This window comes from Wenyingzhuangia gracilariae, assembly GCF_056387575.1.
Window position 1 is genome coordinate 3,258,109 of sequence record NZ_CM150748.1, and the last position, 24,208, is coordinate 3,282,316.

Annotated in this window: 22 protein-coding genes and 3 tRNA genes; 14 read left to right on the top strand and 11 right to left on the bottom strand. The window is 32.0% G+C overall.

Annotated features, from left to right (window positions below):
- The first annotated feature begins 39 nt into the window (after positions 1-39).
- Both hisS and folE read left to right on the top strand, forming a co-directional pair.
- Positions 40-1,416, top strand: coding sequence for a histidine--tRNA ligase (gene hisS, locus ACY2IJ_RS14340; protein ID WP_476725002.1), 1,377 nt, complete (start codon positions 40-42; stop codon positions 1,414-1,416).
- Between the two features lie 25 nt (positions 1,417-1,441).
- The gene (gene folE / locus ACY2IJ_RS14345; protein ID WP_476725003.1) at positions 1,442-2,128 is read left to right on the top strand and encodes a GTP cyclohydrolase I FolE; all 687 of its coding nucleotides are present in this window, start codon (positions 1,442-1,444) and stop codon (positions 2,126-2,128) included.
- A 53-nt stretch (positions 2,129-2,181) separates the two neighbouring features.
- Here folE and ACY2IJ_RS14350 read toward each other — a convergent pair whose 3' ends face one another.
- The 4 genes from ACY2IJ_RS14350 to ACY2IJ_RS14365 all read right to left on the bottom strand — a co-directional run bounded on the left by ACY2IJ_RS14350 (position 2,182) and on the right by ACY2IJ_RS14365 (position 5,618).
- Positions 2,182-2,493, bottom strand: coding sequence for a hypothetical protein (locus tag ACY2IJ_RS14350; protein WP_476725004.1), 312 nt, complete (start codon positions 2,491-2,493; stop codon positions 2,182-2,184).
- 28 nt (positions 2,494-2,521) lie between these two features.
- Positions 2,522-3,454: an agmatinase gene (speB, locus tag ACY2IJ_RS14355; RefSeq protein ID WP_476725005.1), complete on the bottom strand. Its 933-nt coding sequence runs from the start codon at positions 3,452-3,454 to the stop codon at positions 2,522-2,524.
- On the bottom strand, positions 3,444-4,844 hold the full coding sequence (locus ACY2IJ_RS14360) for a type III PLP-dependent enzyme domain-containing protein (RefSeq protein WP_476725006.1): 1,401 nt from the start codon (positions 4,842-4,844) through the stop codon (positions 3,444-3,446). Before ACY2IJ_RS14360 ends, speB begins: the two co-directional genes overlap by 11 nt.
- Before the next feature lie 468 nt (positions 4,845-5,312).
- Positions 5,313-5,618: a YbaB/EbfC family nucleoid-associated protein gene (locus tag ACY2IJ_RS14365; protein WP_476725007.1), complete on the bottom strand. Its 306-nt coding sequence runs from the start codon at positions 5,616-5,618 to the stop codon at positions 5,313-5,315.
- 150 nt (positions 5,619-5,768) lie between these two features.
- Here ACY2IJ_RS14365 and ACY2IJ_RS14370 point away from each other — a divergent pair, with 150 nt between their 5' ends.
- Complete coding sequence (locus ACY2IJ_RS14370; protein WP_476726570.1) at positions 5,769-7,859, top strand: S9 family peptidase; 2,091 nt, start codon at positions 5,769-5,771, stop codon at positions 7,857-7,859.
- A gap of 70 nt (positions 7,860-7,929) precedes the next feature.
- Here the strand turns inward: ACY2IJ_RS14370 and ACY2IJ_RS14375 are convergent, their stop codons facing one another.
- The 6 genes from ACY2IJ_RS14375 to ACY2IJ_RS14400 all read right to left on the bottom strand — a co-directional run bounded on the left by ACY2IJ_RS14375 (position 7,930) and on the right by ACY2IJ_RS14400 (position 12,753).
- On the bottom strand, positions 7,930-9,186 hold the full coding sequence (locus tag ACY2IJ_RS14375; protein WP_476725008.1) for an ammonium transporter: 1,257 nt from the start codon (positions 9,184-9,186) through the stop codon (positions 7,930-7,932).
- A gap of 4 nt (positions 9,187-9,190) precedes the next feature.
- Positions 9,191-9,529 (bottom strand): P-II family nitrogen regulator, encoded by a 339-nt coding sequence (locus ACY2IJ_RS14380; protein WP_476725009.1) that lies wholly within the window; start codon positions 9,527-9,529, stop codon positions 9,191-9,193.
- A 130-nt stretch (positions 9,530-9,659) separates the two neighbouring features.
- Entirely contained in the window at positions 9,660-9,998 is a 339-nt protein-coding gene (locus ACY2IJ_RS14385) for a P-II family nitrogen regulator (RefSeq protein WP_476725010.1), read from the bottom strand.
- Positions 9,999-10,105: 107 nt separating this feature from the next.
- The gene (locus ACY2IJ_RS14390; RefSeq protein WP_476725011.1) at positions 10,106-11,308 is read right to left on the bottom strand and encodes an ammonium transporter; all 1,203 of its coding nucleotides are present in this window, start codon (positions 11,306-11,308) and stop codon (positions 10,106-10,108) included.
- A 33-nt stretch (positions 11,309-11,341) separates the two neighbouring features.
- A complete protein-coding gene (locus ACY2IJ_RS14395; RefSeq protein WP_476725012.1) occupies positions 11,342-11,680 on the bottom strand; it encodes a P-II family nitrogen regulator in 339 nt (112 codons plus the stop codon).
- 92 nt (positions 11,681-11,772) lie between these two features.
- A complete protein-coding gene (locus tag ACY2IJ_RS14400; RefSeq protein WP_476725014.1) occupies positions 11,773-12,753 on the bottom strand; it encodes an outer membrane beta-barrel protein in 981 nt (326 codons plus the stop codon).
- Between the two features lie 215 nt (positions 12,754-12,968).
- Here ACY2IJ_RS14400 and ACY2IJ_RS14405 point away from each other — a divergent pair, with 215 nt between their 5' ends.
- The 3 genes from ACY2IJ_RS14405 to ACY2IJ_RS14415 all read left to right on the top strand — a co-directional run bounded on the left by ACY2IJ_RS14405 (position 12,969) and on the right by ACY2IJ_RS14415 (position 15,466).
- Positions 12,969-13,388, top strand: coding sequence for a MarR family winged helix-turn-helix transcriptional regulator (locus tag ACY2IJ_RS14405; RefSeq protein WP_476725015.1), 420 nt, complete (start codon positions 12,969-12,971; stop codon positions 13,386-13,388).
- 23 nt (positions 13,389-13,411) lie between these two features.
- Complete coding sequence (locus ACY2IJ_RS14410) at positions 13,412-13,972, top strand: YceI family protein (RefSeq protein WP_476725016.1); 561 nt, start codon at positions 13,412-13,414, stop codon at positions 13,970-13,972.
- A 135-nt stretch (positions 13,973-14,107) separates the two neighbouring features.
- Positions 14,108-15,466, top strand: a complete 1,359-nt coding sequence (locus ACY2IJ_RS14415; RefSeq protein WP_476725017.1) for a dihydrolipoamide acetyltransferase family protein — start codon at positions 14,108-14,110, stop codon at positions 15,464-15,466.
- A 71-nt stretch (positions 15,467-15,537) separates the two neighbouring features.
- On the opposite strand, the gene pafA is transcribed toward ACY2IJ_RS14415, so the two are convergent.
- Entirely contained in the window at positions 15,538-17,187 is a 1,650-nt protein-coding gene (gene pafA / locus ACY2IJ_RS14420) for an alkaline phosphatase PafA (protein WP_476725018.1), read from the bottom strand.
- Positions 17,188-17,284: 97 nt separating this feature from the next.
- Here pafA and ACY2IJ_RS14425 point away from each other — a divergent pair, with 97 nt between their 5' ends.
- From ACY2IJ_RS14425 to ACY2IJ_RS14460, 8 genes are all read left to right on the top strand, one after another.
- Positions 17,285-18,025: an MlaE family ABC transporter permease gene (locus tag ACY2IJ_RS14425; RefSeq protein ID WP_476725019.1), complete on the top strand. Its 741-nt coding sequence runs from the start codon at positions 17,285-17,287 to the stop codon at positions 18,023-18,025.
- 6 nt (positions 18,026-18,031) lie between these two features.
- On the top strand, positions 18,032-18,793 hold the full coding sequence (locus ACY2IJ_RS14430) for an ABC transporter ATP-binding protein (protein ID WP_476725020.1): 762 nt from the start codon (positions 18,032-18,034) through the stop codon (positions 18,791-18,793).
- Between the two features lie 71 nt (positions 18,794-18,864).
- Positions 18,865-18,937 (top strand) — tRNA-Lys (locus tag ACY2IJ_RS14435).
- A gap of 33 nt (positions 18,938-18,970) precedes the next feature.
- A tRNA-Tyr gene (locus ACY2IJ_RS14440) sits at positions 18,971-19,052 on the top strand.
- A 5-nt stretch (positions 19,053-19,057) separates the two neighbouring features.
- Positions 19,058-19,130: transfer RNA gene (locus tag ACY2IJ_RS14445), tRNA-Lys, on the top strand.
- A 262-nt stretch (positions 19,131-19,392) separates the two neighbouring features.
- Complete coding sequence (locus tag ACY2IJ_RS14450; protein ID WP_476725021.1) at positions 19,393-21,795, top strand: glycoside hydrolase family 2 TIM barrel-domain containing protein; 2,403 nt, start codon at positions 19,393-19,395, stop codon at positions 21,793-21,795.
- Position 21,796: 1 nt separating this feature from the next.
- Positions 21,797-23,221 carry a carbon starvation CstA family protein gene (locus tag ACY2IJ_RS14455; protein ID WP_476725022.1) on the top strand — a complete coding sequence of 475 codons (1,425 nt, stop codon included), beginning with the start codon at positions 21,797-21,799 and terminating at the stop codon, positions 23,219-23,221.
- A 167-nt stretch (positions 23,222-23,388) separates the two neighbouring features.
- Entirely contained in the window at positions 23,389-24,171 is a 783-nt protein-coding gene (locus ACY2IJ_RS14460) for a hypothetical protein (RefSeq protein ID WP_476725023.1), read from the top strand.
- Positions 24,172-24,208: the final 37 nt, after the last annotated feature.

Consider the following 24,208-nt stretch of genomic DNA (forward strand, 5'->3'; position numbering starts at 1 on the left):
TTTATTTATATTTGTGCTTTCTAAAATATAAGGACCTATATGGCACAAAAACCAAGTATTCCTAAAGGAACTAGAGATTTTTCACCGGCAGAAGTAGCAAAAAGAGATTATATTTTTTCTACCATTAAATCGGTATTTCAAACATTTGGATTTCAATCTATAGAAACACCTTCTTTTGAAAATTTACAAACCCTAATGGGAAAGTATGGAGAAGAAGGAGATCGTTTAATTTTTAAAATATTAAACTCTGGTGATTATTTAAAGAAAGCAGATGAAACGTTGTTAAACAACAAAGACAGTCAGAAATTAACAAGTATAATTTCTGAAAAAGCATTGCGCTACGATTTAACAGTACCTTTTGCACGTTATGTTGTACAACATCAAAATGAAATAGAATTCCCATTTAAGAGATATCAAATTCAACCCGTATGGAGAGCTGATAGACCTCAAAAAGGACGTTTTAGAGAGTTTTACCAGTGTGATGCCGATGTTGTAGGAAGTGATTCTTTATGGCAAGAAATAGATTTTATTCAATTGTACGATACCGTATTCTCTAAATTAGGGCTAGAAGGTGTAAGTATAAAAATGAATAATCGTAAAATTTTATCGGGAATTGCAGAAATTATTGGAGCAAGTGATAAGTTGATAGACTTTACTGTAGCTTTAGATAAATTAGATAAAATTGGAAAAGAAGGAGTAACTAAAGAAATGATTGAAAAAGGAATTTCTGAATCGGCTTTAGAAAAAGTAGCTCCTTTGTTTAGTTTTACAGGAACCAATCAAGAAAAATTAAAACAACTACAAGAAATGTTAGTTACTTCTGAAGAAGGAACTAAAGGAGTAGAAGAATTAAGATTTATTATTGATAACATAGAATCGGTAGGATTACAAACTGCAAATCTAACTTTAGATGTAACTTTGGCTAGAGGATTGAATTATTACACAGGAGCTATTTTTGAAGTTGCTGCTCCTGAAAATGTAAAGATGGGATCTATTGGTGGAGGTGGACGTTATGATGACTTAACAGGAATCTTTGGTTTAAAAGATATGAGTGGAGTTGGAATTTCGTTTGGATTGGACAGAATTTACTTGGTTTTAGAGGAATTAAATTTGTTTAAAGAAGTAGAATTGCCTAGACCAGAAGTTTTATTTATAAATTTTGGTAATGATGAGGCTTTGTATGCGACAAAAGCAATAGCCAAGTTAAGACAAGGAGGAGTAAAATCAGAATTGTACCCAAGTGCTGCCAAAATGAAAAAACAAATGATGTATGCAAATAAAAGAAGCATTCCGTTTGTGGTTTTAGTAGGCGAAAAAGAAATGGCAGAAGGTAGTTATACCTTAAAAAACATGGAATCAGGTAAACAAACGATGTATAAATTAGAAGAATTGCTACAAGTAATAATTAATTCGTAAATTTGCATCTTATAATTTTATAAATATGTCCCAAGAAATTGACATAATGAACTACGAAGAAATAGATGATATAGGTGATAACCACATTGGAGATGTAACACGCACACCGTTACGTGATGATGCGTTTGAGTTATCAGATGAAGAAAAGATAGAAAAGATTCAAGAAAATGTTCTTGAAATCATGGAAACTTTAGGATTAGATTTAACAGATGATAGCTTAAAAGGAACACCTAGACGTGTGGCTAAAGCTTATGTTAAAGAATTGTTTGGTGGGTTAAATCCACAAAACAAACCTAAATTATCTACCTTTAACAATAGTTACAGGTATGGAGAAATGTTGGTAGAAAAAAACATAGTGGTTTATTCTACTTGCGAACATCATTTGCTACCAATTGTTGGTAGAGCACATGTAGCTTATATCTCTAAAGGTACAGTGGTAGGATTGTCTAAAATGAACAGAATTGTAGATCATTTTGCAAAACGACCACAAGTACAAGAGCGTTTAACAAGACAGGTAGTAAAAGCTTTGCAAGAAGCCTTAGGTACAGAAGATGTAGCTTGTATTATTGATGCCAAACATTTATGTGTAAATTCTAGAGGAGTAAAAGATATTGAAAGTTCTACTGTAACAGCAGAATTTGGAGGTGCTTTTAAAAATGTAGAAAAGCAAAAAGAGTTTAGAGACTACATTAAATTAGAAACTAAATTTTAGTGTTTTACAAAAGAAATCAAAAAGCCTAGCAAATTTTGCTAGGCTTTTTTGTGTTAATTATCCTCGTCGTCCGAATCATCTTCGTTAATAATGTCATCATCTACCTCAATGTCTGCATCTTCGTTTGGAGTGTCATCATCAGAATCATCATCAGAAAAATTATCAATAGCTTTGTCTAATTTGGTTCCTACTTTAACTAAATAAATGTCATCGTTTAATTTAATTTCTAAAGCTTCAATTTGTTCACCTTTATGGTTTTTAAACTTTAATACATCTCTGTCAGTATATCCATCAGGATAGTCTTCCATAATAATGTTTAAAATTTCATCAGTAACTTTTGTGTGGTCTATAATAATTCTTTTCATAATTACTACGTTTAGTTAAGGGGTATTATTATTCTTCGTCGTTATTAAATTTACCAAGTTTGTTTTCGTTTTTAGAAAAACTGTGTTCGTCAATTTCTATACTATCGTCTTTCTCTAGTTCAAATTTGTAGCTAAGCATTTTATAGTACAATTTAGCAGCCAATGCTTCAGATGATTTGTCGTATTCTAAAGGAGAAAGTCCCACTAAATTAATTCCGATTACATTTTTTTCTGCAAAAACAGTTTTAAGAAATTCTAAAATTTCGTACCAAAATAAACCACCAGGAACAGGTTTGTCTACTCCAGGCATAATAGAAGGGTCTAATCCGTCTAAGCTTAAAGAAATAACTACATTGTCTGTCATTGCTTCAATAGCGTTTTCCATCCAATAATCATCTGTAGCCAATTCGTTTGCAAAAAATGTTTTGTCTGTGTCTACAACTGTTTTTTCTATGCTAGCCATGCTTCTTATACCTACTTGTATTAAGTTGGTTGCTTGACTTGCGTGGTACATAGCACATTGGTTGTTTATTTTGTCTCCGTTTATTTCTTTGTGCAAACGTGCATGTGCATCTATTTGTAAAACAGTTAGGTTTTGGTAGTGTTCGTTAAAAGCTTTAATAGCTCCAATAACCACTGCGTGATCTCCACCAATTACCGATACAAATTTGTTTGTTTTTAAATAGCTTTTTACATTTTCATATACAGCTAAAGACATGCTTTCTGCATTGTTGGTATCTGCAACAACATCGGCCAAATAAATACCTTGTTTGTAGGCTTCAGAATCAGTTTCTATGTCGTATAACTCTAAGTGTTCAGAAGCGCTTAAAAAAGCCTCTGGTCCTTTATGGCTGTTTTGTTGCCAAGTGTTTGTTCCTTTATAGGGAACAGGGATTACTACTACTTTTGAGGTTTCTTTTTTTGCATATTCGTTAGAAATGCCTGCGTAGTTAGTTTTCATAACCTAAAATTTTTAAAAATTCTTGATGTGTTTGTTTTTCTCTGAAAACGGTTGTTGTTAAGTTTCCGTTTTCATCTCGGTTTAATATTAATTGTTTGGGTTGTGGAATTAAACAGTGTTGTAAACCTCCAAAACCTCCTATAGATTCTTGATATGCCCCTGTATTAAAAAATCCTAAATACAAAGGTTTTTCAGGATGATAAGTTGGTAAGTAGATAGCATTACTGTGTTGTTCGCTATTGTAATAATCATCACTATCACAAGTTAATCCTCCTAAAAGAACTCTTTCATATCCTTCATTCCATCGGTTAATGGGTAGCATAATAAAACGCTTGTTTATGGCCCAAGAATCAGGTAGAGTAGTAATAAAAGAGGAGTCTATCATGTTCCAAAGCTCTCTATCGTTTTGTTGTTTTTGATACAAAACTTTGTAAAAATTAGCTCCACTTTCTCCTACAGTAAAACTTCCAAATTCTGTAAATATATTAGGAACATCTACACCTGCTTCTAAACAAACGGTGTTAATTTGATTTACGATTTCATCAATCATGTATTCATAATCATACTCAAAACCTAAAGATGTTTTTATAGGAAAACCACCCCCAATATTTAAAGAATCTAAGGTTGGACAAATCTTTTTTAATGAAACATATACTTTTAAACATTTGTGTAATTCGTTCCAATAATATGCATTGTCTTTAATACCTGTGTTAATAAAAAAATGCAACATTTTTAAATTAACATTTGGGTTTTCTTCAATTTGTCTTTTGTAAAAAGGAACAATGTTTTTGTAACCTATACCTAATCTAGAGGTATAAAATTCAAACTTAGGTTCTTCTTCTGATGCAATTCTAATCCCTACATTTAAACACTCATCAACTTGTTCTTCTAATAAAGATAACTCTTCGTAGTTATCAATAATTGGAATACAGTTTTTGTGCTTTTTATTAATTAAATCTGCAATGTTATGAATGTATTGTTCTCTTTTAAATCCGTTACAAATCACAAAAGTGTTTTTGTTTATTTTGCCAGAATCTAATAATGAGTTTACAATATTTATATCAAAAGCAGAAGATGTTTCTATATGAATATTGTTAGACAATGCTTCGTCTAAAACATGTTTAAAGTGAGAACTTTTTGTACAATAAGAATAAAAATATTTTCCCTTGTAGTTGTATTTTTCAAAAGCATTGGCAAACCATTTTTTTGATTTTTGAATGTTTTCAGAAATTTTTGGCAAGTAAGTAACTTTTAAAGGAGTTCCGTGTTCTTCTATTAAACTAGCAATATCAATATCATGAAAAGTTAGTTCGTTCTTTTCAGTTAATTTAAATTCTTCTTGTGGAAAGTAAAAAGTTTGGTTGATTAAATCTATATATTTATTACGCATTTTATTATTTTTTTGTGAATTAAAAATGATGAACCTCCTAGGAGGTTTGTTTACATAAAAAAATAATAGGTATTAGACTCTAATCACCAAATACACGTGTCTTAACCTTAAAACTTTAAAAGGATTGTTTACAAAAAGGAAAAATTTTGAAGAAAACTTTTTTATTTCGTTATAACTAACCGTCATATTATGTAAACTTAATATCTTCATACTTACATAACCGAAAAATAAAAATTGATACATTTTTACAATTCTATATAAGGGCAAAAGTAATTTTTTTTTTGAACTGAAAAAGTATTTTTAAAAAAAAGTAAAAAAAAAACAACAAATCTTATTTGTTGTTTTAAACTGTTGTTAGGTAGTGGTTTAAGAATCTTGTTTGTAACAGAATACAATATTTAATTTACAATCTTGTTATTAAAAAATGTTTAATTCTTGTTTAAAATGTTAAATAGTATTAGCGCTTAATTAAAAACCAAAAGGCAATCCTTTTTTGGCAGCATTAGCCATTTCTTGTTCATTAATTTTGTCCGCTTTTTTCAGAGCATCATTCAAGGCTAAAATTAAATAATCTTCTACCGCTTCTTTGTCTTCTAATACATTTTCATTAATGTCAATTTTTTTTATTTCTCGGTTGGCTGTTACCGTAACGTTTACCAAACCACCTCCCGATGTACCTTCAATTAAAATGGTATTTAAATGTTCTTTAGCAGCTTCTACATGTTTTTGTGCTTCTTGCAACTGCCCCATCATTTTAGACATGTCTCCAAACATAATTTGTGTTTTTTTAATTTTTTGGCAATATAAAAAGTTTATCAATACCTTCACAAAATAGATTTACAAAGCATGATAAACATTCTAAAAAGAAATGTAAGTATCCTAGCAGGATTTATTACTTTTACTGCCCTAATTAAATGTCAAAAAATGAAGGTGATAGAAGCTCCAATAGCCCATAAAATTCCAACAGAATTAAAAAAGCATAACGATGTTAGAATAGATAATTACTATTGGTTACGATTATCGGATGCAGAAAAGAATGCAGAAATTCCATCAGAAAAAACACAAAAAGTATTAAGCTATTTAAGCCAAGAAAATACTTTTTATGAAGAAGAAACCAAACATACTTTAGAATTTCAAGAAAATTTGTTTCAAGAAATGAAAAGTAGAATTAAAGAAGATGATAGTTCTGTACCTTTTTACAAAAACGGATATTATTACATTACTCGTTACAAAACAGGAAATCAGTACCCTATTTATACGCGTAAAAAAGGTTCTTTAAAAGCAGAGGAAGAAATTTTGTTAGATGTAAATACATTAGCAAAAGGGTTTGAGTATTTTGATGTAAGTGGACTTTCTATAAGTACCAATAACAAACTATTGGTTTATGGAGTAGATGATACAGGAAGAAGACAATATACTCTTAGAATAAAAAACTTAGAAACAGGAGAGATTTTAAAAGATACGATTGAATTTACCACAGGGTCTGCAACATGGGCAAATGATAATAAAACATTGTTTTACAACAAAAAAGACCATGTAACCCTTAGAAGCGATAAAGTATATAGACACAAATTAGGAACGGCAACTTTTGAAGATGTTTTGGTCTATCATGAAAAAGACGAAACCTATAATGTGTATGTTGGAAAAACAAAATCTAAAAAATACATTGTAATAGGATCTTATAGTACTTTACAAACCGAATATCAATTTATAGAAGCAGATCAACCTAATAGTGAATTTCAAATTTTTCAGAAAAGAGAAAATGATTTAGAATACAGTGTTATGCATTATGGAGATTACTTTTATCTCTTAACCAATAAAGATGGGGCTACAAATTTTAAATTGATGAAGACTCCAGTAACAGCAACATCAAAAGAAAATTGGGTAGATGTAATTCCACATAGAGAAAACGTTTTGTTAGAAGATGCTACTATTTTTAAAGACTTTTTAGTGTTAGAAGAAAGAGCAGAAGGTTTGGGTAAAATAAGAATTATTCGTTGGGATGGTTCGCAAGATTATTACCTGCCTTTTTCAGAAGAAACCTATTCTTGCTACGTATATAGCAATCCAGAATTTGATACAGAGTGGTTACGTTACGGATACAATTCTATGACCACACCTAGTTCTGTAATAGAATTTAACATGGTGTCTCAAGAAGAAAAGGTGTTAAAAGAACAAGAAGTACTAGGAGGAAAGTTTCATAAAAAAAACTACACAAGTAAACGTATTTGGGTAACAGCTAGAGATGGTAAAAAAGTAGCTTTGTCTATTGTACATCACAAAAACACAGTAGTTAACAATCAAACACCTGTGTTAATGTACGCTTACGGATCTTATGGGCATACGGTTGATGATAGTTTTAGTACCACAAGATTAAGTTTGCTAGATAGAGGATTTGTTTTTGCATTGGCTCATGTTAGAGGGTCTGAATATTTAGGTAGACCTTGGTATGAAGATGGAAAATTGTTGAAAAAGAAAAATACGTTTAATGATTTTGTAGATTGTGCCAAATATTTAATAGATCATCAAATAACATCACCTAAACATTTATATGTCATGGGAGGTTCTGCAGGTGGATTATTAATGGGAGCTGTGGCCAATATGAATCCGGAGTTGTTTAATGGAATTATATCTGCTGTTCCTTTTGTAGATGTAGTGACTACTATGTTAGACGAAAGTATTCCTTTAACTACAGGAGAATATGACGAGTGGGGAAATCCTAACGAAAAAGAATATTATGACTATATAAAATCATATTCACCATATGATAATATAGAAGCAAAAGAGTATCCTAATATGTTGGTAACTACAGGTTTGCATGATTCTCAGGTTCAGTACTGGGAGCCAGCAAAATACGTAGCAAAATTAAGAGAGCTTAAAACGGATAACAACAAGCTATATTTGCATACCAATATGGAAGCTGGTCATGGTGGAGCATCGGGTAGGTTTGATGCTTTGAAAGAAGTGGCCAAAGAGTATACGTTTATCTTAGATTTAGAAGGAATAACAGAATAATGTATTTGATATTAAACAAAAAAACCGAGCATATAGCTCGGTTTTTTTTGTATAAATTAATTAAAAATAATTAATCATTATCATTTAAGTTAATCCCTTCATAGGCATTCATTCCATGTTCATGTATGTCTAAACCTTCAACTTCTTCTTTTTCAGAAACACGTAAACCAAGAGTCTTTTTAATGGCAAAAAGAATAATAAAAGAAGTAATTAAACAAGTAATTCCTATAACCATTACTCCATAAGCTTGTATTCCTAGTTGACTTAAAGAACCTGTGTTAAATACACCTTTGTCTCCCCATATTCCTACAGCAAGAGTACCAAAAATACCACAAATTAAGTGTACACCAATTGCCCCAACAGGATCGTCTAATTTTAATCTATCAATTATACCTACTGCAAAAACAATAATTACCCCTGCAATAAATCCAATAATAATTGCATCTATTGGTGACATTAAATCTGCTCCAGCAGTAATTCCTACCAAACCAGCTAAAGAACCGTTAAAAGCCATGGTAACATCATATGTTTTAAATTTAAAATATGAGGTTATAAAAGCTGCAATAATTCCAGAAGCAGCCGCTAAAGAGGTGGTTACTAACACAAGAGATACCACACCAGGATCTGCAGATAATACAGAACCACCGTTAAAACCAAACCATCCGAACCATAATAGGAAAACTCCTAAAGCAGCCAAAGGCATATTGTGTCCTTCTATAGGTTTAATAGTTCCATCAGGTAAATATTTACCAATACGAGGCCCTAATAAAATAACAGCAACTACAGCTGCCCATCCACCAACAGAATGCACCAAGCTAGATCCTGCAAAATCATAGAATCCCATTTGATCTAAAAATCCACCACCCCATTTCCAAGAACCTACAATAGGGTAAACAACCCCAACATAAATTAAAGAAAAGATTAAAAAGGAATTTAATTTAATTCTTTCTGCCACAGCTCCAGACACAATTGTAGCAGCTGTTGCAGCAAACATTCCTTGAAATAAAAAGTCTGTCCAATATGTATATCCATCTGCATAAGCAGCTGTTAATCCTCCTTCAGGTAAAGAAAGTCCCCATCCTGCAAAACCAAAAACTCCAGAAGAAGCTTCTTCAAATCCAGGATACATTAAGTTAAAACCACATATTGTATAGGTGATTAAACCTATGGCAACAATCATAAAGTTTTTAAATAAAATGTTGATAGCGTTTTTAGATCTGGCCAATCCTACTTCTAAAGCAGAAAACCCTAAGTGCATAATAAATACCAAGGCAATTGATATCATCATCCACACGTTGTTTATTGTAAAGTTTAATGTAGTTTCCATAATTTTATCTTAAAGTTTCTCCTCCTTTTTCACCAGTTCTAATACGGTAAGTTTCATTTACGTCGTATACAAATATTTTTCCATCACCTACTTCACCAGTAGAACCTGATTTTAAAATGGCATCAATGGCAGCTTGTTCGTAGTCATCATTTACAATTATAGATAAGAAACGTCTTTGAATGTCTGCTGTACTAAAGGAAATACCTCTGTAGACTTTTCCAACTCTTTCATTACCTAAAGCGGTTACATCCCAATAGGAAAAAAAGTTAACTCCCACCTCGTGTAAAGCTTTTTTTACTTCAGAAAACTTAGATTTTCTGATGATTGCTTCGATTTTTTTCATTGTTTTAGTTTTATAATCAGTGGCAAATATAATAGATATGAATTGAATAGCCTTTTTAGAGAACAAAAAAAGTACGTAGTGAGTTGCGTTTCACTACGTACTTTAGTATTTTTTTTTAAGTATGTACTTGTTATCTCAGGGTTTCTCCACCTTTTTCACCGGTTCTAATACGGTAGGTTTCGTTTACATCATAAACAAATATTTTTCCATCACCTACTTCACCAGTTGCTCCAGATTTTAAGATGGCACTTATGGTTGCTTCTTCAAAATCGTCATTTACTATAATAGATAAAAATCTTCTTTGTATGTCTGCAGTACTAAAAGAAATACCACGGTATACTTTACCAACTCTTTCGTTACCCAATGCAGTTACATCCCAATAAGAGAAAAAGTTTACCCCAACATTGTGTAATGCTTCTTTTACTTCAGAAAATTTAGATTTTCTAATAATTGCTTCTATTTTTTTCATTTTAATACTATTTTATAAATTAAAGATACATTTTTTGCGAATAAAAAAACAGCCTAATTCTAGATAAGATTTAGGCTGTTTTTCATATAAAATTAGAATGAATTTTATTATTCGTTATAAACTCCAATTCCGTGTTCAGCTTTATCTAAACCTTCAATTTCTTCTTTTTCAGAAACTCTAAGACCAATAGTTGCCTTTAAGATAGAGAATACTATGAAAGCGGTAACTAAAGCCCATCCTGCATATGCTAATGCTCCAATAGTTTGTACTCCTAATAATGCAGCACCACCACCGTTAATTAATCCACCTTCGGTAGCAAATACACCAACTAAAATAGTACCTAAAGTACCACAAACTCCGTGTACAGAAACAGCACCTACTGGATCATCAATTTTTAATTTTTCATCAATAAAAGTAATTGCAATTACTACTAATACACCACCAATTAATCCCATAATTGCAGCAGAACCAGCAGAAACGTTAGCACATCCAGCAGTAATAGTTACCAATCCAGCTAAAGCTCCGTTTAAAGTCATAGAAATATCTGGTTGTCCGTAACGTAACCAAGTGTAGAATAAGGCAGCAGCAGCTCCACATGCAGCAGCTAAGTTTGTGTTAATTAAAATGTTACCAACAGCAATTACATCTTCTTCAGAACCAAAAGCTAATTGAGAACCTCCGTTAAATCCAAACCATCCTAACCATAAGATCATTACACCTAATGCACCATATACAATGTTGTGTCCTGGTATTGCTTGAGAAACACCATCTTTATATTTACCAATTCTTGGTCCAACTAACATAGCTCCAATTAATGCAGCCCATCCACCTACAGAGTGTACAATTGCAGATCCAGCAAAGTCAATAAATCCTAATTGAGTTAACCATCCGTCACCTTGCCATTGCCAGTGTCCTGAAATTGGGTAGATAATTACTGTTACAATAAAAGAGAAAATAATATAAGTGGTAAATTTAGTTCTACCAGCTACAGCTCCAGAGACAATAGTTGCAGCGGTTGCAGCAAATACAGTTTGAAAGAATAGGTTAAACATATCTGCACCTTCGTTGTAAAATAAAGAAGGAGTTCCTATAAAACCACCAATAGTTTCACCATACATTACTGTATATCCTATTGCCCAAAACCCAATAGAACCTACAATTAAGTCCATTAAGTTTTTCATAATAATGTTTCCTGCGTTTTTAGATCTTGTAAATCCTACTTCTACTAGGGTAAATCCTGCTTGCATAAAGAATACTAAGATTCCTGATATAATGATCCACAAAGCTCCCATGATTGCACTTGTATCCATAATTTTTAAATTTTAAAAGTTTTTAGTTTTGGTTTATTTTAATGTGTCACTTCCTTTTTCTCCTGTACGGATACGGTAAGTTTCTAATACTTCTGATACAAATACTTTTCCATCACCGACTTCACCTGTAGAAGCTGTTTTTAATAGTGTTTCTATTGTAATTTGTTCAAAATCATCATTTACAATAATAGACAATTGACGTCTTTGGATATCATTAGTACTAAAAGATACACCACGGTATACTTTACCTACTTTTTCGTTTCCTAGCCCAGTCACGTCCCAGTAAGAAAAGAAGTTAACACCTACATCGTGTAAAGCTTCTTTTACCTCAGAAAACTTAGATTTTCTGATGATTGCTTCGATTTTTTTCATAATTGAAAGTTTAAATTTAGGTTGAATATATTTTTGTTATCTGGCAAGACTCACACCTTGCCAGATGATTTATGTTTTAAACTTTTCTAGAATTAGAAAGAGTATACAGCAGCAACTGTGAATTGAGTAAAGCTATCTTCAGCAGATCCTTCAATAATAGCATCATCAGAAGAGTCAACTCTTAAGTCAGCAATAACGCTTAAGTTTTCAGTTAAAGCTGCATTTGCAGTTAAAGTGATTGCAGTTACACTAGCACTGTTGTCAGAATCAGCAACTCTTTCAAAGTATTCAGGACGTAATCCTAAAGAGAAAGAATCAGAAATAGCTTGTTGTAAGTACAATGCCACACCTTGGTATCCAGCTTCAGTATCTGAAGATCTAGAAAACGCAGTGTTAATACCTAAATACGTAGATTCAGCTAAGTCAAACCCTCCAGTATAGTCAATATATAATTGATCTGTAGCACCAAATCCATCAGCACCATATGCAATGTTTAAGTATTGACCTTTAAATCCTACTTGAAAACCTAATTGAGCATACTCGTTACCATAACCAGTTCCAAAGTTACCATGTGGGTTTGTTACAGCTAACATAAAAGATAAATCTTCAGAAGCAGTATAGTCTAATTTAGCACCAACATGAGTAAATGGTCCTTCATTAAATAAATAAGATACAGTATAGTTAAAGTTAGCTGCAGGAGAAATTACTTCATATCCTAAAAATGTGTTAAACTGTCCGGCAGTTACTGTTAATTGATCGTTTATAGAGTAGTAAGCATACATTTGGTTAACAATACTTCCAAATCCAGAAGCATCTGCAGATCTTGGTCCGTAAGCTAAATCTACAACAGCACCAGCTTTTCCAGCTTCATAAGAAAAAATTGTGTTTGCCATACCTAAACCAAACATAGTTGCGTTTTGTGGAGCATCAACTAATAATCCAGGAGCACCAGGTCCATCTACAGTGTTTACTGTTCCATAAACATCAACAGTTCCAGATACAGTTAATTTTCCTTCTTGTGCAAAAGTTAACATACCTGTTAACATGATTGCTGATAAAATAATTTTTTTCATGATAAAGTTTTTTGTGTTTTTAAGTTTTATCTGAGACAAAGCTACGTATTAATACGTATTGTGCAAGAAAAAAGTACCTGCTTTTTCGCAGTTTTATACGTATTGCTAGTGTTTACTAACTAAGTAGCTGTAAAAAAAATAGTTTTTTTACTTGTTTTTTATAATTGTTGTATATACATTTGTTGTAGTTACAACTATTTAAAACTGTTAAAACAATGCAAAATCTAAATAATAAAGCTGTCATAGAATTAATGGTTTCTGGAAATTATATGGTGGAACAATTAAACGGTTTTATGAAAACATATGATTTAACAGTACAGCAGTATAATATTTTACGTATACTGAGGGGGCAAGATGGATTACCTATAAACTTATACGTATTACATGAACATATGATTCATAAAATGAGTAATACTACCCGATTGGTAGAAAAACTTAGAAAAAAAGGTTTGTTAGAACGTAAGACTTGTGAGGAAAACCGACGAAAGATTGAGATTTTTATAACAGACAAAGGTTTAGGACTTTTGGCAGGTATAGATCAAACATTAATAGACTATGAAAAAAAACTAACTCAAAACTTAAACAAAGAAGAATTAATTCAATTAATAAGATTATTAGAAAAAATAAAGCAATAAATTAACAACAAAAATTAAATAAAATGAAAACAACAAAAATTAAATCAGGAATTTTAGCAGTTTTAGCTGTATTTACAATGTCTCTATCTGTTTATGCAGGTAAAAAACCAATAGATGTAAAAAAGAGTACTATTGAATGGGTAGGTAAAAAAGTAACAGGTAAACACAATGGTACAATTAATTTTAAATCAGGAAATGTCGTTCTAAAAGAAGGAAAACTTGTAGGAGGTTCTTTTACAGTAGATATGAATTCTATAAATGTACAAGATTTAGAAGGAGAGTATAAAAACAAATTAGAAGGACATTTAAAATCTGATGACTTTTTTGGAGTTGCAGCACACCCGACAGCAACTTTTGTAATTACTAGTGTAGAAGGGAATACTGTAAAAGGAAACTTAACTATTAAAGGACACACAGAAAAGAAGGCATTTACATTAGTTAAAAAAGGAAACACAATTTCTGGAGATGTTAAAATAGACAGAACTAAGTTTGATATCCGTTACGGATCTGCTTCTTTCTTTGACAACTTAAAAGACAAAGCTATTAATGATGAGTTTGAATTGTCTGTAAACATTGTATTTTAAATAAAATAGAGTTTAGTTTAAAACTAAAGGCTTGATAGTTAACTACTATCAGGCTTTTTTACTTATATAATTATTTAGGATATATATAAAGACCACTATATTTAGTAAATTCGCACAAGAAACAAATAAGAATACATGTCTAAATTTGAATTAAAATTACCTAAAATGGGAGAAAGCGTAGCAGAAGCTACGATTACTTCTTGGTTAAAAGAAGTAGGAGATGCTATTGAATTAGATGAGTCTGTTGTAGAAATAGCTACAGATAAAGTAGATTCTGATGTTCCATGTGATGTGTCTGGTGTACTAATTGAAAAAAAATTTCAAGAAGGAGATGTTGTCAAAGTAGGTCAGGTTTTAGCAGTAATAGAAACTGATGCTGATGCACCAAATCCTGGTTTAACAATAGCAATTCCAAACAACAAAGTTGAATCTGCTGAGGTAGAGGAAGCAATTTTGACTGTTGAGGCAGAGGTAGATCAAGCTATAGAGAGTACTACAAATGTCAAAAAAACAACCATAACCAATACTGATGGGAATTTTTATTCGCCACTTGTAAAAAATATTGCGGCTAAAGAAGGAATTTCTCAACAAGAATTAGATGCTATAAAAGGTTCTGGTTTAGATGGTAGAGTAACCAAAGAAGATATTTTAGCCTATGTAAGCGATAAATCTAAAGAGGTTAAAACCGAACAACCTGTAAAAAAGGAAATGGCGACTAAAGAATTAGGAGATAAAACAATTCAGATTCCAAAAGAAATCGTTCCTAATATAGAAGTAAATACAGGAGATGAATTGATAACCTTGTCTAGAATGGGGAAGTTAATTTCGGATCACATGTTACACTCTAAACACAAGGCAGCGCATGTACAATCTTTTATAGAGGTAGATGTAACCAATGTGGCAAAATGGAGAGCTAAGGTAAAAGACAGTTTCTTAAAAAGAGAAGGGGAAAAATTATCTTACACACCTATATTTATGATGGTGGTGGCTCAAGCGTTAAAAAAATATCCGTTGGTAAATATTACGTTTGATGGAGAAGATAAAGTAGTTGTTAAAAAAGTCATTAATTTAGGAATGGCATCTGCATTGCCCGATGGAAATTTAATTGTACCTGTGATTAAAAATGCTCAGGATTTAAACTTGGTGGGCATGACTAAAAGTGTAAATGATCTGGCTGCACGTTCTAAATCTAACAATTTAAAACCAAACGAGGTTAAAGGGGGTACGTATACAGTTACTAATATTGGTGGCTTTGATTCCGTTTTTGGAACTCCAATCATCAATCAGCCAGAATGTGCAATATTAGCCATAGGGGCTATTAGAAAAGTTCCTGCGGTTATAGAAACACCAGAGGGAGATTTTATAGGGATTCGTCAAAAAATGTACTTGTCACATTCTTATGATCACCGAGTGATAAACGGAGCTTTGGGAGGAATGTTTATAAAAGAAATTAAAGATATTTTAGAAGCTTGGGATGTAAATAAAGAAATTTAAAACCAAATAATAAAGCAAAAAAATCCTTTTAGAATGTTCTAAAAGGATTTTTTTTGCTTTTAACTAAAACATCAATCTTCTTTTGCTTTAAATACTTCTGTTAATATTTTTGTAGAACTCATGTTAGGTTCTTGTATATGAAGAAGGTTGCTAACTGTAGGTGCTATTTGAGTAATGTTTACAGATTTTTTTACCACTTTACCTTTGGCAATACCACTTCCGTAAAAAATAATAGGAACATGTGTGTCATAATTGTATCCGGTTCCGTGTGTTGTTCCACCTTTTATATAGCTGCTACTAATAATTGTAGGCTCTAGGGTAAATATAACATCACCAGATAGTTTTTGATTGTACCCTTCTTGAACCAAACTTAAAGGAGCTTTGGTAAATTCTGTTCTTTGCAATGTGTGTGCAGAAACCACTTTGTGAATATCTGGATATTCTATAAGTTCTTCTATAAGTTCATTCTCAATTTTTTCGATATTTAGGTTTAATGATGAGATTTCTTTTTTATTCAAAAATATTTGATTGTTAGATATGTTTTCTATCAGCTTGGCAGATTTGTATTTTTTAAACGTAAAATCGGTTAATTTTTTATACAATTCTTTATTTGAAAAATACCCGCCAGGAGCTTTATGGTCTATTAAATAATGTGGAATTTGTACTACCGCATGATCTGCTGTTAAAAACAAAACATAATTATCGTTTCCAACTTTGCTGTTTAAAAAATTAATAAAATCATCTAAATCTTTATTTAAACGCAAATAAGTATCTTCTATTTCTACAGAAGCTGGACCGTATTTGTGTCCGATATAATCGGTGCTAGACAAACTAACAGCTAAAAAGTCTGAATGATTTTTGTCTTTTCCTAATTTTTCGTTTTTAACAATTTGCTTGGCAAAATCTAAAGTAATACTATTTCCAAAAGGAGTGGTTTTTAACAAACTATAATTTCCGTTTTCGTGTTTAATTTTAGGCAAGTCATGTGGAAAAATAGGTTTGTCTTCTGTGTGGAATGTTCCTTCAAAATACTGGTTGTCTGTAGTACATTCTGTGTAGTCCTCTATTTTTTTAGAGGTTACCCAAGGACTAGCCAAATATTCATCTAATTTAAGCTTGTTTTCGTTGTTGTATGTGTGTACCCAATTAGGTAATTTATCTGTGTAAAAAGAACTAGTAATCCATTTTCCATTATTGGCTCCATCAAACCAATATGCAATGTCGGCAGTATGTCCAACAGGTAAAATAGCCGATCTGTCTTTAATAGCTATTCCAATAGATTTTCCTTTAAAATTTTGAGAAATTTTTAGTTGATCTGCAATGGTAGAAGCAATTAATCTATATGGAGATTTAGCACCTTCTTTAGAACTAGAACCAATTGTTTTGTGTTTTTCATCATCTACCACATAAATAGATTTTTTTTCAAATTTATCATACCAGTTGTTTCCAATAATCCCATGGTTTTTAGGAGTTGTACCTGTGTATACAGATGCATGACCAACAGCTGTATAGGTAGGTATGTAGTTGTAATGTCCGCTTTGGTAAAGTGTACCGTCAGCAATTAATTTGTTAAATCCTTTAGAACCAAATTTATCGTTAAAACGGAGTAAGTAATCATATCTCATTTGATCTACAATAATCCCCACTACCAATTTGGGCTTTTTTTGAGCGTTTACAATGCATAAATTGCACAATAAAATAAAGCTCATTAATTTTTTCATAAGAATATATAATTTTAAAATATTAATGGGGTTAAAAGTAATTAGAATACACTACTTAATTGTTAAGGATTTGATATTTTAGCTAAAAATCTATAGAATGACTTATATAAAAAGTATTGGAGCTTATGTAATTATGCTAAAAAGTGTTTTTAGAAGACCACAAAAAGCAAAAATCTTTAAAGATGCAGTATTAAGAGAAATAGATGATTTGGGAGTAAAATCAATAGGTATTGTTGCTTTTATTTCTTTTTTTATTGGAGGAGTTGTTGCTATCCAAACCGCGTTAAACTTAGAAGATCCTATTATTCCTAAAGATTTAATTGGTTTTGCCACCAAAAGATCTATGATTTTAGAATTCTCATCAACCTTTATAATGGTTATTTTAGCAGGTAAAGTAGGTTCTTATATTACTTCAAGTATTGGAACCATGCGTGTTACAGAGCAAATAGATGCGTTAGAAGTAATGGGGATTAACTCCTTAAACTACTTAGTATTACCCAAAATAATAGCCACTGTTTTCTTTTATCCTTTTATTGTTTTGTTAGCAATGACCTTAGGTATTCTAGGAGGATGGATTGCTGGAGTGGTAACAGGATTGTTTGAACAATACGATTATATAGCAGGAATTAGAATGGATTTTAAACCTTCTTTAATAAGATATAGTTTAATAAAATCTACCGTATTTGCATTTTTAATAGCTACTGTTCCTTCTTATTTTGGATATTATGTAAAAGGTGGTTCTTTAGAAGTAGGTAGAGCAAGCACAAAAGCAGTGGTTTGGACAATTGTAATGATCATTATTACCAATTATTTTTTAACCCAAATGTTATTAAGCTAAATTGTTATGATAGAAGTAAAAGGAGTAGAAAAAGGGTTTGGATCAACCCCCGTATTAAAAGGAATTGATGCCATTTTTGAACCCACTAAAACAAGCTTAATAATAGGGCAAAGTGGATCTGGTAAAACCGTTTTCTTAAAAACGTTATTAGGATTGCATTTGCCAGACAAAGGAATTATTGAATTTAATGGAACTAGTACAGAATCTATGTCTGTTGATGATAAAAGACAATTAAAACAAGATATAGGTATGGTTTTTCAAGGATCTGCCTTGTTTGATTCGATGACAGTTGAAGAAAATGTTATGTTTCCGTTAAAAATGTTTACAAAGCAAAGTAAAGAGGAAATGTTGGAAAGAGTAAATTTTGTACTTAACAGAGTAAATTTGGTAAATAGCAATCAAAAATTTCCAGCAGAATTATCAGGAGGAATGCAAAAACGAGTGGCTATTGCCAGAGCTATAGTAACCAAACCTAAATATTTATTTTGCGATGAACCGAACTCTGGTCTAGATCCTAAAACAGCAATTGTAATAGACAAATTGATACAAGAAATTACCGATGAATATGAGATTACAACGGTGATAAATACCCATGATATGAATTCTGTAATGGAAATTGGAGAAAAAATTATTTTTTTAAAAGATGGTTTAAAAGAGTGGGAAGGAACCAGTGATGATATATTCAAAACTGATAATGAAGCAGTTGTGGATTTTGTGTACAGTTCCAATTTATTTAAAAATGTAAGAAAGGTATATTTAGATAAATAAAATCTAAAAATAGTTTTGTGTAACTGTATAAAAGTCCTATATTTGCACCCGCAATAACGAATGGCGTTTATGACCTGGTAGCTCAGTTGGTAGAGCATCTCCCTTTTAAGGAGAGGGTCCTGGGTTCGAGCCCCAGCCCGGTCACTAAGACAAAAATTAAACAACATTCAATTGCATGGTGAGATACTCAAGTGGCCAACGAGGGCGGACTGTAAATCCGCTGACTATGTCTTCGAAGGTTCGAATCCTTCTCTCACCACGGACGACCTGGTAGCTCAGTTGGTAGAGCATCTCCCTTTTAAGGAGAGGGTCCTGGGTTCGAGCCCCAGCCCGGTCACAAAAGCTTCCCTTTTCAGGGAAGCTTTTTTTATGCTTAAAATAAAAATGTTTGAATTCCCTTTTTTTTTAAAATATCCTCTTTTTTAAGAACAATTCTATACTTATAAATTCATTTCATACATCTACAGAGACATATAAGCACTTTGTTTCTTCTATTTTTGGTGTTTAGAAGAATAGCGTGTGTTAACTCTTTACAAATATTACTGTTTGTGTAGTTGATGTAAAAAAGTTTTTGCCTTAAAAATTAAATGGAATTAAAAATGAAAATCAAAATTTTGTATGGTTTCTGTTTGCTTATAAGTATGTCTTTGCTGGCTCAGAATAAAATCAGAATTAAAAAGAGTTTTAATAGTAATTGGAAATTTAGTTTGTCCGATAGTTTACAGTATTCAGAAACAACATATCAGGATGCTGCTTGGAGAGAATTAAACCTTCCGCATGATTGGAGTATAGAGCAAAAACTGAGTGAATCAAATTCAGGTAGAAATGCATGGCTGCCTGGTGGAATTGGATGGTATAGAAAAGAATTTGTATTGCCAAAAAAACACAAAGGAAAGTATATAGAAATTCAATTTGATGCTATTTATAGAAATGCTAAAGTTTGGATTAACGGAATTTATGTAGGAGCACAATACGACGGATTTACTAGTTTTTACTACGATATAACTGAATTTTTAAAGTTTGATGAACCTAATGTAATTGCTGTTAGAGTAGATCATTCCGACCAACCAAGTGCTCGCTGGTATACAGGATCTGGAATTTACAGAAACACTTGGTTAACCATTACCCACAATACACATGTAAAGAATTGGGGTACAAAAATAACTACACCTAAAATAAACAATAAAGAGGCAACAGTTGAAATAGAAACCTTAATAGAAAACTTTGCTAATAAAGAGCAAGTAACTCTTAAAACTACTTTGTTTGATGAAGCTAATAATCAAGTAGGGCTAGCAACAAACGTTGTCAATACTACCTTAAATACAACCTACAAAACCTTACAAAAAATAACACTTAAAAACCCTAAAAGGTGGCATGTTGATGCTCCTAATTTGTACAAAGCACTTACTCAAATTATTATCAATGGACAAGTGGTAGATGATTACGAAAGTGTTTTTGGAGTAAGAACCCTAAAGTTCGATGCTAAAAAAGGATTCTTTTTAAATGAAAAATCTTTAAAAATGAAAGGAGTTTGTTTGCATGTAGATGCAGGTTCTTTAGGTGTAGCGGTGCCTATTGAAGTTTGGAGAACAAGATTACAAACCTTAAAAGAAATAGGTTGTAATGCGATAAGAACAGCACACAACGTGGCAGCACCAGAGTTTATGAATTTGTGCGATGAAATGGGGTTTTTAGTAATGGACGAGTTTGTAGATAAGTGGAATGATGATGGTTTTGTGAGGGGAAAAACAAGAAAAGGAAATTTCTTTAACCCTATGGGGTTTGCCAATCCTTATTTTGAAACAGAATGGCAAAAAAATTACGAGCAATCTATTCGTAGAGACATCAACCATCCTAGTGTAATTATTTGGAGTGTAGGAAACGAGAATCATTCCCCAGGAACAATTGAGCAGAAGGTGGGGTTGAAAAAATACACCAATTTTGTGAGGACTATAGATACTTCAAGACCTGTGATTTCGGGAATGGAAAGAGGAAGAGATGGTGTACCCTCGCAAAAAGTAAAAGACATTATAGAAACCTGTGAGTATATGGATTTAATTGCATTGAATTACGGAGAACAATGGTGTAAAGCTATTGGAGTACAAAATCCAGGAAAACCTTTTGTAAGCACGGAAAGCTATACGTATTTTAATAGCACAGCAGAAAAAAGATTTGCCAATATAGAAAAATCACCTTGGTTTAATGTGTTAGAGAATGAACATAATATGGGACTGTTTTTATGGTCTGGAATGGATTATTTAGGAGAATCAAAAAAATGGCCAAAATTGGGTGCAGATAGCGGTTTGTTAAATTTTGCAGGTTTCAAAAAGAACAGAGCTTATTTTTATCAATCCTTATGGACAGATACTCCAATGATTAAAACCTATGTTTATCAAGGAGATGCAGATGATTTTTCTACTTCAGGAAGATGGGGTTGGCCTCCAATGGATGCAACGTGGAATTTAGAAAAAGGAAAAGCATATGATTTGGTAACCTATACCAACTGTGATGTGGTGGAGTTGTATGTGAGTGGAAAAAAAATAGGAACTCAAAAAATGGTAGATTTTCCAAATAAAATCATGAAATGGAAAAAAGTAGTTTATCAACCTGGTGAATTAAAAGCAGTGGGGTACACTAACGGAAAAAAAGTAACAGAAGATGTGTTATACACAACAAAAAAAGCATATAAAATTCAATTAAAGACTAATAAACAGGAGTTGCATAAAGGAGATGTTGTTCAGGTAGAGGTAAGTGTTTTAGATAAAAAGGGAAAGTTAGTAACTTGGGAATCGGAAGACTTAACAGTGTTTGTTAGTAACAATGCAAAAATTTTGGCTTTTGATAATGGAGATATGCAAGATCATTTAAGTTTTACAAACAAAGAAAAATGCAAAACCCATCAAGGAAAGTGTTTGTTAATTCTTAAGGTGTTGGAAGAAGGAAAAATAGAAATAATAGTAAGTGCAGATCATTTAAAAACAGCAAAACAAGTAATTAAATAGTATGATATCATTTGTAATTTCAATAGTCATTTTAGTAGTAGGCTATTTTGTGTATGGAAAAATAATAGAAAACATTTTTGTTATAGATCCTAATAAAGAAACCCCAGCCATCAGTCAGAGAGATGATATTGATTATATGCCTTTGCCTTTGTGGAAAGTTTTTTTAATTCAGTTTCTTAACATTGCTGGTCTAGGCCCTATTTTTGGAGCCATTGCAGGAGCAATGTATGGACCATCGGCTTTTTTATGGATTGTTTTTGGATGTATTTTTGGAGGTGCAGTTCACGATTATTTTTCTGGAATGATGTCGTTACGTCATGGAGGGTTAAGTATTAGTGAAGTGGTTGGGGTTTATTTAGGGAATGCCATCAAACAGTTCATGCGTTTTTTTACAGTGGTATTGTTAATTTTTGTGGGAGCTGTTTTTTTAGTAGGTCCCGCCAAAATAATAGATGGAATGACAGCAAATGCTTTAGGAATTTCTGTTTGGGTTGCTTTTATTTTAATTTATTATATATTATCAACCTTGTTACCTATAGATAAGGTTATTAGTAAACTGTATCCTGTATTTGGAGCAGCAATGTTATTTATGGCTTTAGGTTTGCTGGTGGTTTTGTTAACGGGAGATTATCATATTCCAGAAATAATTCCTTCTAATTTGGTTAACATGAAACACAATTCAGAAAACACACCTATTTTTCCTATGTTGTTTATTACCATTGCTTGCGGAGCAATTTCGGGTTTTCATGCTACACAATCTCCTTTAATGGCTCGTTGTGTTAAAAATGAAGTGGAAGGAAAAAAAGTGTTTTTTGGAGCTATGATTACTGAGGGAATTGTTGCTTTAGTTTGGGCAGCAGCAGCCATGGTGTTTTTTGGTGATGTAAATGGACTAAACCAAGCAATGGCTGAAAATGGAAATAGTGCAGCGTGGGCAGCCAATGAAATATCGTTAAATATGTTAGGGAGTATAGGTGGAATTTTAGCAGTTTTAGGAATTGTTGCAGCTCCAATTACTTCAGGAGATACAGCTTTTAGATCTGCAAGGTTAATTCTAGCAGATGTGTTTTCGTTCGATCAAAAAAGTATTTATAAGAGATTGTATATTAGTATTCCTTTATTTGTAGTGGCTTTTGTGTTAACCAAAGTAAATTTTGCTGTTATTTGGAGGTATTTTGCTTGGGCCAACCAAACATTAGCAGTTATTGTTTTGTGGACTATAACGGTCTATTTAATAGGTAAGCAAAAGAATTATTGGGTTACGTTGTTACCTGCCATTTTTATGACTATGGTTTGTAGTACTTATATTTTAATAGCTCCAGAAGGTTTTCAGTTAGAAAAACAATGGGCTTATACGCTAGGAGCATTGCTAACAGTAGCAATTACTATTTTATTTATAGTGTTTGTTAAAAGAAGTAAAAAATAAAAAAAGTTTAAAATTTTTTATAAAATGTGAAAGCATGCCTAGTAGGTGTGCTTTTTTTATTGTAAAAAATTAACAGAGAAAGACATCTAATTTACATAGATAGATATAACTTTTCTTGAATTGTAATTATTTCGTATTCATAATTAAACTATTAAATTTTAAATATTATGAAAAAACAATTACTTCAAATATCAGTTATGTTTTTGATGGCTTTTGGGGCAAATGCTCAAATATCAAATGTTGATGCATTTGGTTTTGAATTGACAAGTGTAGATTACAGTGGTGGAACTTCTGATGTTGTAACAGCTTGGACTCAGGTAGGCGGTTTTACGCAATCAAATGCTGTGGCAAGAACAGGTACTTACAGTATGTTAGCAGATTTTTCTACTACGATACCAATAGCAACACCTAAGTTACAGACATGGAGGTCTAATGTAAATAAAGAGGGAAACTTTGATTTTGATAGTGATGCAGGATCTGATGTAAATTATGCGATTGTAGGTTATGTGTATGTTGATGTTGCAACTGATGGAGTTTTAAAAGTTACTTCTCAAAAAAATGGTGGACAGTTTGAACAAGCTACAATTGATCTTAGTACGGTAACACCAGGTACGTGGACAATGTTTAGTAAATCTTTTGATTTTACGAATGCTGATGGAAGTGCTTATTGGTCTACAGTGAACTTTGCTACCTTGCCAACTATAAAAGCTAAGATTTATCTGGATGATGTTGCTTTTGTTGAGACTTCAACTTTATCAACAGCTACTTCAAAAATAGAAGGAGCTTCTGTAAAAGCAGAAAACGGTTCTATTAATGTTACGGGAGCAGATTTAGATGCAGTGTATTCTATTACAGGTCAACAAGTAGGAACTACTGGTTTGGCTAGTGGAGTATACATTGTTAAAATATCTAAAGGAACAAAACAAGATGCTATTAAAGTTGTACTATAATTATTGATAGTACTTCTAAAATTTTGAAGAAAAGCCA